Source organism: Candidatus Pseudothioglobus singularis PS1, assembly GCF_001281385.1.
Lineage (GTDB): Bacteria > Pseudomonadota > Gammaproteobacteria > PS1 > Pseudothioglobaceae > Pseudothioglobus > Pseudothioglobus singularis.
The window spans coordinates 1,243,517-1,255,824 of record NZ_CP006911.1; the positions used below are offsets into that span (position 1 = coordinate 1,243,517).

The 12,308-nt window shown below is 33.7% G+C and carries 7 protein-coding genes; all 7 read right to left on the reverse strand.

The genetic code is table 11. The features are described from left to right. Positions 1–6 precede the first annotated feature (6 nt). Positions 7–561, reverse strand: coding sequence for a dTDP-4-dehydrorhamnose 3,5-epimerase (rfbC, locus tag W908_RS06300; RefSeq protein ID WP_053820400.1), 555 nt, complete (start codon positions 559–561; stop codon positions 7–9). Beyond that, a complete protein-coding gene (gene rfbA / locus W908_RS06305) occupies positions 558–1,439 on the reverse strand; it encodes a glucose-1-phosphate thymidylyltransferase RfbA (RefSeq protein ID WP_053820401.1) in 882 nt (293 codons plus the stop codon). Before rfbA ends, rfbC begins: the two co-directional genes overlap by 4 nt. After that, positions 1,439–2,509 (reverse strand): dTDP-glucose 4,6-dehydratase, encoded by a 1,071-nt coding sequence (gene rfbB / locus W908_RS06310; protein WP_053820797.1) that lies wholly within the window; start codon positions 2,507–2,509, stop codon positions 1,439–1,441. The genes rfbA and rfbB overlap by 1 nt, the downstream gene beginning before the upstream one ends. A 65-nt stretch (positions 2,510–2,574) precedes the next feature. Further along, on the reverse strand, positions 2,575–5,298 hold the full coding sequence (locus W908_RS06315; RefSeq protein ID WP_053820402.1) for a tetratricopeptide repeat protein: 2,724 nt from the start codon (positions 5,296–5,298) through the stop codon (positions 2,575–2,577). A 2-nt stretch (positions 5,299–5,300) separates the two neighbouring features. Continuing rightward, positions 5,301–7,808 (reverse strand): tetratricopeptide repeat protein, encoded by a 2,508-nt coding sequence (locus tag W908_RS06320; protein WP_053820403.1) that lies wholly within the window; start codon positions 7,806–7,808, stop codon positions 5,301–5,303. Between the two features lie 7 nt (positions 7,809–7,815). Beyond that, complete coding sequence (locus W908_RS06325) at positions 7,816–10,611, reverse strand: tetratricopeptide repeat protein (RefSeq protein ID WP_053820404.1); 2,796 nt, start codon at positions 10,609–10,611, stop codon at positions 7,816–7,818. Between the two features lie 4 nt (positions 10,612–10,615). After that, on the reverse strand, positions 10,616–12,280 hold the full coding sequence (locus tag W908_RS06330; RefSeq protein WP_053820405.1) for a tetratricopeptide repeat-containing sulfotransferase family protein: 1,665 nt from the start codon (positions 12,278–12,280) through the stop codon (positions 10,616–10,618). Positions 12,281–12,308 lie beyond the last annotated feature (28 nt).

Below are 12,308 nucleotides of genomic sequence, written 5' to 3' on the forward strand. Positions count from 1 at the left end.
AATTAGCTAGTCAAATAAGTCTTTTGCGTTTGATAGACTTGGGCTATTTTTATCTTTCTCTGATAGCTTTAAAACTTCAGGATTTAATTTCCAGTTTATTTTTAAATCTTTATCATCAAATACAATACTCCTTTCATACTCTGGCGCATAAAAACTATCTACTTTGTATGTGAAAGTCGCTGTATCACTTAAAACAACAAAACCATGGGCAAAACCTTTAGGAACAAAAAGTTGTTTTTTATTATGAGATGAAAGCTCTATAGCAACATGATGGCCAAAAGTTGGACTTGACCTTCGAATATCAACTGCAACATCTAGCACACTTCCTTCAATAACCTTTACAAGCTTTGATTGAGAATATGGAGAAACCTGATAATGAAGACCTCTAAGGACTCCTTTTGACGACTTGGATTCGTTGTCTTGAACAAAATTAATCTTACTACCAACAACCTTATTGAATAAATCTTGTCTAAAGGTTTCTACAAAATAACCTCTATCATCCCCATGAAGAGTTGGTTCAACTAAGATAATATCGGGAATTGCTTGCGGTGTAAACTTCAATTGAAACCCTTAGCTATTCTGAGAAGATATTGACCATACTGATTTTTTGAGAGTGGAGTAGCCAGAGCAATTAGTTCTTGTCTGTCAATATAGCCTTTTTCAAAAGCAATCTCTTCAATACAAGCGACCTTCAGTCCTTGCCTTCTTTCAATAATTTCAATAAAAGTAGATGCTTCAAGAAGATTTTCATGGGTTCCAGTATCAAGCCACGCATAACCTCTTCCCATTATTTCAACATTAAGCCTATCTTCCTCCAAAAACATTTGATTTACCGAAGAAATTTCAAGCTCGCCTCTATCGGAAGGCAAAACTTCAGCTGCTTTTTCAACTACGTCATTTGGATAAAAATATAATCCAGTAACTGCATAATTACTTTTTGGATTCTTAGGCTTTTCTTCAATACTAAGTGCCTTTCCTTGCTTATCAAAATCAACTACGCCATATCTCTCTGGATCCTGAACATGAGAGCCAAAAACAGTGGCCATATTATTATCTTCTACACTAGCCAAAGCTTGCGATAATATTTGATTCATACCATGGCCATAGTAAATATTATCTCCAAGAATTAAACTAACATTATCATCACCAATAAACTCTTTACCTAAAATAAATGCCTGTGCAAGACCATCAGGTGATGGTTGAGCTAGATACTCAAACTTCATACCAATTTCAGATCCATCTCCTAATAACTGCCTAAACCTTGGTAAATCTTCTGGAGTTGAGATAATTAAAACCTCTTGAATACCTGCAAGCATAAGCACTGATAGTGGATAGTAAATCATGGGCTTATCATAAATAGGCATTAATTGCTTTGATATCCCTTTTGTTAAAGGAAAAAGCCGAGTTCCTGAACCACCAGCAAGAATAATACCTTTCATTATATTTTTACTCCTAGACGTTCGAGCTTATAACTTCCATTTTTAATATTTTCAGACCATAATAAATTATCTAAATACCACTCTACAGTTTTTTGCATACCTGATTTAAAATTCTCTTTTGGCTCCCAGTCCAATTCATTTTTAATTTTTGTATTGTCAATCGCATACCTTACATCATGTCCTGGTCTATCTTGAACATATGTAATTAAGTCTCTATAAGAATCTAGCCCATTCAATCTATCTGGAATTAGTATGTCTAAAATTTCACAAATTTTTTCTACAACATCAATATTTTGAACCTCATTATTTCCACCAATATTGTAAGTTTCCCCAACCTGACCTTTTAAAGCGACAGTCAAAAGCGCTCTTACATGATCATTCACATACAACCAATCCCTAATTTGTTTTCCATCTCCATAAATTGGTAAATCTTTTCCCTCAATAGCATTAAGAATTACATGTGGAATAAGTTTTTCTGGGAATTGATAAGGACCATAGTTATTTGAACAATTTGTAATTAATACTGGAAGTTGGTAAGTGCGAAACCAAGCTCTTACTAAATGGTCAGAGCTAGCTTTCGATGCGGAATATGGAGAACTAGGATCATAAGCAGTTTCTTCTGTGAAAAAATCCTCCTTTCCATTTAAATCACCATAGACCTCATCAGTTGAAACATGGAGAAATCTAAAGTCTTCTTTTTTTATTCCTTCAAGTTTTTGCCAATAATTTCTTACTTGTTCAAGCAACACAAAAGTTCCCACAATATTTGTGTGAATAAAATCTTTAGGTCCATCAATAGATCTGTCCACATGAGATTCGGCAGCAAGGTGCATTACAATATCAGGTTTATGTACCTCAAAAGCCCTCTTTAGTTCTTTTTCATCACAAATATCTATATGCTCAAAAATATAATTTTCATTGGTCTCAATTGAAACTAAAGACTGTAAATTACCAGAATAGGTGAGTTTGTCTATGTTTACTACCTTATATTCAGTATTTTCAATCAGGTGTCTAATCAACTCTGAACCAATAAATCCAGCGCCACCAGTTACAAGGAAAGTTTTATTAATGTTCATTTTTTAACAGAGAAAATTGGTTAATTTTACAATATCTCCTTGAGTTGATTGCTTTGGAATTAAATATAAATATGATCAGGCTCTAATCCCTTATGATATCTTTCATACATTTGTGTATAAGCTGACTCTAGATTTTTTGTAAATAATGGTGTGTCAAAAAGAGGAGCTGTAGATAGATTATTTTGGAGCTTTTCTTTTATTTTATTTAATTTTTCTGGATTTTTAGCAAGTTCAATAGCTAAGGATTCATACTCTTTAGATGAGGTAGTGATAAGTTCAGGAAGATTAAGAGCGTTAACTATACTAGCACCCATTCTTGCCTGATAAGCCTCTCCTTTTATTGTAAGCATAGGAAGACCCATCTTAAGTGCATCACTGGCTGTAGTTCCAGCATTATAAGGCTGAGTATCTAAGAATAGATCAGCTACTTTAAAACGCGCTAAATATTCAGGTCTTGATACACTATCTCCAAAGATAAGCCTTTCTGCAGCAACTCCTCTTTTCTTTATCTCTTTTGTCAAATTAGCCTTTGAGAGTTCATTATTAGCAAAAATTATTAACACACTGTCTTCAACAGCTTTAAGGATTCTTGCCCAACTATCAAAGGTTGTAGGCGTCATTTTATAAGTATTATTAAAACAACAGAACACAAAGCCTTTATCAGGAAGGCCTACATCTTTACGAGTCATAACAATATTGGGTGGCAAGTCTTTTGAATCATTCACCTGGAAGCTAGGCAGATAGACTATCTTCTCCATATAATATTTTTGACTCTCTTTAGGAATCATAACGGGGTCTGCAATCAAATAATCATAATACTCGGCGCCCATCGATCCTAGGTAGCCAATATAGCTTAGCTGGATTGGCGCAACGGACATCGCGAAGATATCCGTTCTAGACTCAGCCGTGAGACCTCCAAGGTCAACAGCAATATCGATCTGAATTGAACGAGAAAGCAAAACAATGTCTTTATGAGACATCAAGTCCACATCATGAAATTGGTCAACACCGGCTTTGATTCGAAGATTCATCTCATCATTAGTTGCTTTGCCAAAAGAGAAGGCGTGAATCTCAAAATGATCTCGGTTGTGCATTTCATAAAGTTCAGCCGTTAGATAGGAAACCGGATGCACTCTAAAATCAGCAGAAAAATAACCGATTTTTATTTTTTGGTGTTTTTTATTACTACTAATTTTTGGTAATAAATTATTAATAGGATGATCGGCATTCATTCTAAGTTTTTGAGCAGTAATTTGTAGTTGAGGATCATCAATTAAAGACATCAGTCCAAATGGCTCTATTACTTTTTCATTATTGATAATTTTGCTCTTGATTTCATTAATAAGACTGGCTAGATCATTCCAATTACAGCAATTCATCTTAGCACTTACAAGGTTTCCAACAATGTAATCCAAACTTGGTTTTATAGTAAGCACTTTTTCATAAGCCTCCGCTGCATCTTTGTAATGATGAAGCTTACAAAGAGTATGGCCAAGATTATTATGCGCTTCAGCCAAGTCAGGTTGTATCAATAAAGCCTGACGATAGGATTGGATTGCATCATTTAAATGCTCATGTTCATCAAATGCTATTCCTAAATTATTAAAAGTATCAGCATCATTTGGGTTAATTTCTAATGCCTTTTTATATGATGCAATTGCATCATTAACCTGGCCCAGCTTTTTCTGAACAACACCAAGATTATTATAAGCGTCAGAATATTCTGGATCGATATTGAGAGCCATATTATAGGATTTAACAGCCTTATCTGACTGACCAAGTTTGTTATAGCTTACTCCAAGATTGTTATAGGCTTCAGCATAATCTAATTTGAGATCTATCGCTCTTTTATAACTTTTTATTGCCTCATTAAATTGACCAAGATCATTTAGAGTAACACCTAAATTATTGAGTAAATCAGTGTATTCTGGATTGTAAGTTAGTCCTTTTGAATATGAATTTAAGGCGTCTTGATTGCGTCCAAGTTTTTTATAAGAATTGCCTAAATTGTTATACAATGCTGGATTCTGTGGGTCAATCTCTAAAGCTCTTTGAAATGATTTAACTGCTTCGCCTAGCTGGTTATTTCCTAAATAAATATTGCCAAGGTTGTTATGAGCCTCTAGATAATCTGGGTTAATCTTAAGCGCTCTTTTATATGAAGAAATTGCATCATCTACTTTTCCTTTTTCATTAAGTGTATTACCTAAATTATTATGTGCCTCAGGAAAATTTGGATTAAGGGTTAATGCTTTTTTGTAGGATCTTTCTGCTGCTTCAAGTTGTCCCAAGTCAAACAAAACGATACCAAGACTGTAATGTGCTTCAACATATTCTGGTCTAAGAGAGATGGCCTTATTAAAACTAACATTTGCCTCGTCCAGTCTTCCGATTTCTTTTAGAACATTGCCAAGATTATTATGGGCTTCAGCATAGTTTGGATCAATTTCTATTGATTTTTTATAAATTACAATTGGCTCATCTATTGTTTCAAATCCCTGGAGATTTAATTCATGCAGAACATTTCCAAGATTAAAGTATGCTTTAGCGTAACTTGGATCAAGGCTTATTGCACTCTCATAACTCTTAACTGCAGAAGCTAATTGTCCTAAACCAGCATAGCAAGCACCATTTATATTATGAAGCAGTGAAACCTCTGGATACAATTTAATTAAAACCTTTAGAGAATTCAATGCTTCTTCAAATTGTTCATTTGAAAAAAGATTTATAACAGAATCAATTTGCTTTTGATCTGGCATTGATTGATCATTTGAATTACTCATTATCACTTAACATAAATATGATCAGGCTCTAATCCCTTATGATATCTTTCATACATTTGTGTATAAGCTGACTCTAGATTTTTTGTAAATAATGGTGTGTCAAAAAGAGGAGCTGTAGATAGATTATTTTGGAGCTTTTCTTTTATTTTATTTAATTTTTCTGGATTTTTAGCAAGTTCAATAGCTAAGGATTCATACTCTTTAGATGAGGTAGTGATAAGTTCAGGAAGATTAAGAGCGTTAACTATACTAGCACCCATTCTTGCCTGATAAGCCTCTCCTTTTATTGTAAGCATAGGAAGACCCATCTTAAGTGCATCACTGGCTGTAGTTCCAGCATTATAAGGCTGAGTATCTAAGAATAGATCAGCTACTTGATATCTTGCTAAATACTCATCTCTCTCTAAGTTTAAACCAAAGATAAGCCTTTCTGCAGCAACTCCTCTTTTCTTTATCTCTTTTGTCAAATTAGCCTTTGAGAGTTCATTATTAGCAAAAATTATTAACACACTGTCTTCAACAGCTTTAAGGATTCTTGCCCAACTATCAAAGGTTGTAGGTGTTATCTTGTAAGTATTATTAAAACAACAGAACACAAAGCCTTTATCAGGAAGGCCTACATCTTTACGAGTCATAACAATATTGGGTGGCAAGTCTTTTGAATCATTCACCTGGAAGCTAGGCAGATAGACTATCTTCTCCATATAATATTTTTGACTCTCTTTAGGAATCATAACGGGGTCTGCAATCAAATAATCATAATACTCGGCGCCCATCGATCCTAGGTAGCCAATATAGCTTAGCTGGATTGGCGCAACGGACATCGCGAAGATATCCGTTCTAGCTTTTGCAGTATAGCCAGAAAGATCAACGGCAATATCTATCTCAAGTGATCGCACAAAATGGACTATATCTTTATGAGACATCAAGTCCACATCATGAAATTGGTCAACACCGGCTTTGATTCGAAGATTCATCTCATCATTAGTTGCTTTGCCAAAAGAGAAGGCGTGAATCTCAAAATGATCTCGGTTGTGCATTTCATAAAGCTGTGCAGTGAGCGTAGAAACTGGGTGGATCTTAAAATCTCCAGAGAAATAGCCAATACGAATCTTTGAATGCTTAGGATAAAGATCTGCAATGGGTAAATCATAATTTTTTGGAAAGTCGCTATTGGCCTTTATTTCTGCAGCCTTCCTTTGAAGTTCAGGACTATCAACCAATGAAAGAAGGGCAAATGGAGCGATTACTTTTTCATTATTAATGATTTTTTTTTCCAATTTAATTAGTGAGCCAGGTAAATCAGGCCAGGCACAAAGATTTCTTTGATTATTTAAAATCTCACCAAATAAAAAATCCATATCAGGTTTTATTTTATATGCTGTTTCATAATATGTTTGAGACTTATCTCTTTGTTTTCGAGTTTTAAAAAAATTACCAAGGCTTGTATGTGCTTCAGCAAATTCTGGATTAATTTTAATTGCATTCTCTAATGACTTGACTCCAACTTGAGATTGGCCAATCGAAACTAACGCATTACCAAGATCATGATGCGCATAAGCATATTCAGAATTAATAATTAATGCCTTTTCATAAAATTTAATAGCTTCATCAACTCGACCAAGAAAGCTCAAGCAACTTCCGATGTTATTCAAAGCTTCAAAAAAATCAGGTTTAACTGAAACTGCACTATGAAAATTATTGATTGCATCATCAAAATGTTTTAATTCTTTAAGCACTAAACCAAAATTGTAATAGGCTTCAGCAAATCTTGGATTAATGTCAATTGCTTTTTTAAATGAATCAACTCCGGCTTTAAATTGACCAAGGGCAATCAAAACTTGGCCTAGATTATTATGCGCCTCATAGAATTTTGGGTTAATTTCAATTGCTTTATTGTAACTTTTAACTGCATCATCAAACCTTTCATGGTCTACTAAAGCAGTACCTAGATTATTATGAGCTTGCGCAAATTGAGGACTTATATCTATTGCTCTAATATAACTTTTTATGGCTTTATCCGTTTGACCTAGATCTTTAAAAAGGTTACCAAGGTTGTTATGAGCGTCTGCAAAGTTTCTATTAATAGCTATTGCCTTTTGGTAACTGTTGATTGCGTCATCATATTGGCCAAGCTCATTTAAAGTGATCGCAAGATTATAATGCGCATCAACATAGCCAGAATCAAGCGCTAACGCCTTCCTTAAGCTTTTAACTGCACCCTCTAATTGACCAGTGCCTCTCAAAGTAATACCTAAATTTTTATATGCTTCTGCATAATCTGGCTTAATATCAACTGCAGTCCCAAACATTTTAACTGCACCTTCTAACTTACCTAATTCTTTATAGCAAGCGCCAATTAAATTAAACAAAAATGGAACGTTAGGATAAGCCTCATTAAGAATTTTTATTTGATCTATTGCATCTTGATACTGACCACTTGAATACAAATTGATAACATAATCTATTTGCTCCTTTGAAAGTACTTTTTGTTGATTTTGACCTGTCATTAACTAATTACTCCACGAAGATATGATCAGGCTCTAATCCCTTATGATATCTTTCATACATTTGTGTATAAGCTGACTCTAGATTTTTTGTAAATAATGGTGTGTCAAAAAGAGGAGCTGTAGATAGATTATTTTGGAGCTTTTCTTTTATTTTATTTAATTTTTCTGGATTTTTAGCAAGTTCAATAGCTAAGGATTCATACTCTTTAGATGAGGTAGTGATAAGTTCAGGAAGATTAAGAGCGTTAACTATACTAGCACCCATTCTTGCCTGATAAGCCTCTCCTTTTATTGTAAGCATAGGAAGACCCATCTTAAGTGCATCACTGGCTGTAGTTCCAGCATTATAAGGCTGAGTATCTAAGAATAGATCAGCTACTTTAAAACGCGCTAAATATTCAGGTCTTGATACACTATCTCCAAAGATAAGCCTTTCTGCAGCAACTCCTCTTTTCTTTATCTCTTTTGTCAAATTAGCCTTTGAGAGTTCATTATTAGCAAAAATTATTAACACACTGTCTTCAACAGCTTTAAGGATTCTTGCCCAACTATCAAAGGTTGTAGGCGTCATTTTATAAGTATTATTAAAACAACAGAACACAAAGCCTTTATCAGGAAGGCCTACATCTTTACGAGTCATAACAATATTGGGTGGCAAGTCTTTTGAATCATTCACCTGGAAGCTAGGCAGATAGACTATCTTCTCCATATAATATTTTTGACTCTCTTTAGGAATCATAACGGGGTCTGCAATCAAATAATCATAATACTCGGCGCCCATCGATCCTAGGTAGCCAATATAGCTTAGCTGGATTGGCGCAACGGACATCGCGAAGATATCCGTTCTAGACTCAAGAGTATGTCCAGCTAAATCAACGGCAATATCGATCTTAAAAGATCTCGCAAGCTCTGTAATATCTTGATGTGTCATTGCTTGAACTTCATGAAATTGGTCAACACCGGCTTTGATTCGAAGATTCATCTCATCATTAGTTGCTTTGCCAAAAGAGAAGGCGTGAATCTCAAAATGATCTCGGTTGTGCATTTCATAAAGTTCAGCCGTTAGATGCTCACTAAAACCAGCAGAAAAATAACCAATTTTTATTTTTTGGCTTTTTGGATGATTCTCGATAACTGGCAATAAATTTCTTTTGGGGTGATAAACATTTGTCATTAGCTCGGCAACTTTTAATTGCAAAGCAGAATTGTCAATTAAAGCTAAAAGTACGAATGGATTGATAACTTTTTCATTATTAATGATTTTTTGCTTAAGGTCTGTAATGAGGCTCTTTAAATTATCCCAATTACAAAATTCCATTTTAGTTCTTAAGATATTTCCTAAAATATTATCTAAGTTTGGCTGAAGATTATTTGCCCTCTCATAAAAATTAAGCGCTTCATCAAGACGATCTAGTTCTCTCATTACATTACCCAGATTACTGAATGCCTCTGCAAAATTAGGATTAATTTCAATTGCCTTTTCAAAGTATAAGGCAGCTTCATCAAGCTTGTTAAAGTCAGTTGCTAAAATATTGCCTAAATTGTTATATGCCACAACAAGGCTTGGATTGATTTCAATCGCTTTTTTATAGCTCTCAACTGCTTTTTCAGGCTTTTGAAGATTTCTAAAGGCTTGAGCAATATTATTATAAGCTGCAGCAAAATTTGGATTAATTTGAATGGCCTTCTCAAAGCTTTTAACAGCCTTGTCCAAAAAATCATCCTTACCTAAAAGAATAAGGCCAAGATTATTATAAGTATGTTCAGAGTTTGGATTGATCTCTATTGCCTTATTGTAAAAGTGAACAGCCTCATCAAAATGATTAAGTTCATTTAAAACATTTCCCAAATTAACATATGCCTCTTCAAAATCTGGAGCTTTAGAAATTGCTCTTTTGTAATATTGAACAGATTGCTCCAATTCACCCATCTTAGAAAAAATTATTCCTAGATTGTTAAGAGAGTCAGGATAATCTGGATTGTAGCTTAGTGCATTATGATATGATTTTAAAGCGTCATCAAAGCGCCCGAGTTCTTTGAAAGCATTACCTAAATTATTGTGTAATGCAGGATAATCAGGATTAATTTTTAATGCTTTTTGGTAAGACTCCACAGCTTCACCAAAATATCCCAACTCTATAAAAGCATTTCCTAAATTATTATGCACTTCTGAAAATTCTGCATTTACTTCTAATGCTTTTTGATAAGAATCAACTGCTTCACCAAGACGCCCAAGCTCTCTAAGTGTATTTCCTAAATTATTATGAGCTTCTGAAAAATCTGGCTTTAATTTAATCACTGCGTGTAGATGCTCTATCATATGCTCTAGTTTGCCCATTTCATTAAGTACGATGCAAATTCCACTATGCGCAATAATTGAGTTTGGATCTATTTTTAAAGCCTTCTCATAGGCTTCAATTGCATTATCAAGCTGATCATTCTCTCGAAGCACATTCCCAAGATTACTTAATGCATTGACATAATATGGATCAATTTCAAGGGACTTTTCATAGCATTTTATAGATTCTTCATAATTCTTTAGCTGAAGATATGTGTCACCAAGATTATAAAAAGCTTTGGCATAATTTGGATCAAGATTAATTGCTATTTCATAACTCTTAACTGCTGAAGATAACTGTCCTAAACCAGCATAACAAGCTCCCATAATATTATGAAGTAATGAATCTCTTGGAGAGTTTTTAGACAAAGCTTGAGTTACCTCTAATGCTTTCTGAAATTTTCCACTTGAAAAAAGCTTGATAGCAGCATTCATTTCTAAATTTGATTGTTCTTCTGGATTCATAATGTTAATAATACAAATTTAAACCTTTAATTAAAGGCTTTAAATAGGCTTTATATTTTTTCCAAGCCTCTGAACTTCCTTGGTACATTTTTTTTCTCACTTGCATTGAGCTTGTAGTTTTAACTGAGGTTTTATTGTTATGAAAGTTTATACATTTATCATCCCATTCGAGTTCACAGTGTGCCAACAATTTTTGAGTTTCTTCTTCTTGATTAGAGGTTAAATCTTCATAACAAAGGTCGTAAACTTTTCCTGGAAAAAGACCCTTCCAAAACTCCATAAGATCTGAGTAAAGACCAAAATAAGAAGCTATATCCTCCTGATTAAATGAATATGCATTACCCCTAAATTCATATTTATATATTGACCAACATGTGGCCATTGGATCTCTATTCATATGGATAACTTTGGCTTCTGGAAAGCAAGATAAAATAAATCCAATATAACGAAAGTTTAAAGGCATTTTGTCAACAATAATATTTTCATCTATACCTAAAATTGGATGCGAATTAAGATACCCATCTCTTAACAATAATAATTCTTTTTTAGAAAAGCATTCTTCAATATCATTATTAAAAGATTTGAGGAGTGGCACAACAAGCTTATTTAGATTATTTAATTCACCCAATCCTTTGACCTCTGAGTGGCTATCAAGGATTTGATGCACAAGAGAAGTACCAGAACGAGGCATTCCAACAATAAAAATAGGCTTAATAGGCTTCGTCTGAAATTCTGATAAATTAAATATTGAAGGAGGAGTTGTAAATGTCTCTTTAATTCGTGAAAAAAGTTTTTGATCCCTTTTTATAGAATAATTAAGTTCTTTTTTTCTTAAACTATTCGCTTGATTCAGATACTTAAATTGTTCTTTAGGATTTTCAAGATCTTCATAAACTTTTGATAAAGCAAAATTAAGCCCAATAAGATCTATCGAGTTAAGATTTTCACTTTCTAGGGCTTGTTTAATTTGTTTAATCTGTGGATCTTTCTTTTTGTAATTCTTAACTCGACTTAAGTGGTAGTGAGCATGCCCCCAACATGGATTAAGAGCCAAAGCTTTTTCTATATTTTCAACAAATTCCTCCCTATTTCCAAGGTCTTTGAACACAAGAGCAAGATTAAAGAGAGCTTTTTCATAACTTGGGTTGCATGATATTGCTTTTTTAAAGCTTTTAATTGCTTTTTCTGGCTTCCCAGAATCATTATAAGCATTACCTAAATTATTGTATGCTTCAGCAAAATCATGCTTATATGCAACAGCCCACTCTAAACTTTCAATGGCAGAATCAATTTGTCCTAGATTTAATAATGTATTACCTAGATTATTGAGAGCATCAGGATAATTAGGTGTTATATCGATTGCTTTTTGATAATTTTCAACTGCAACATCTTTTTGGTCAAGAGCCTGAAGAGTGGCTCCCAGATTAAAGAAAGCTTCCGCATATTTTGGATTTATTGAAACTGCTCTTTGAAACATCTGCACAGCACCATCTAGTTGGCCTATCTCCTTATAACAGGCACCAATAAGATTAAACAATAAAGGTTGATTTGGAAATTTTTCATTTAATAGCTTTATATACTTTATAGCCTCATGAAATTGGCTTATTGAATACATCAAATAAATTTTTTCAAGCTCCTTTCTAGGAATTGAAGCTTGTTTATTTTTCATTTAAAGTTTCCAAAGTAAAGATACAAAA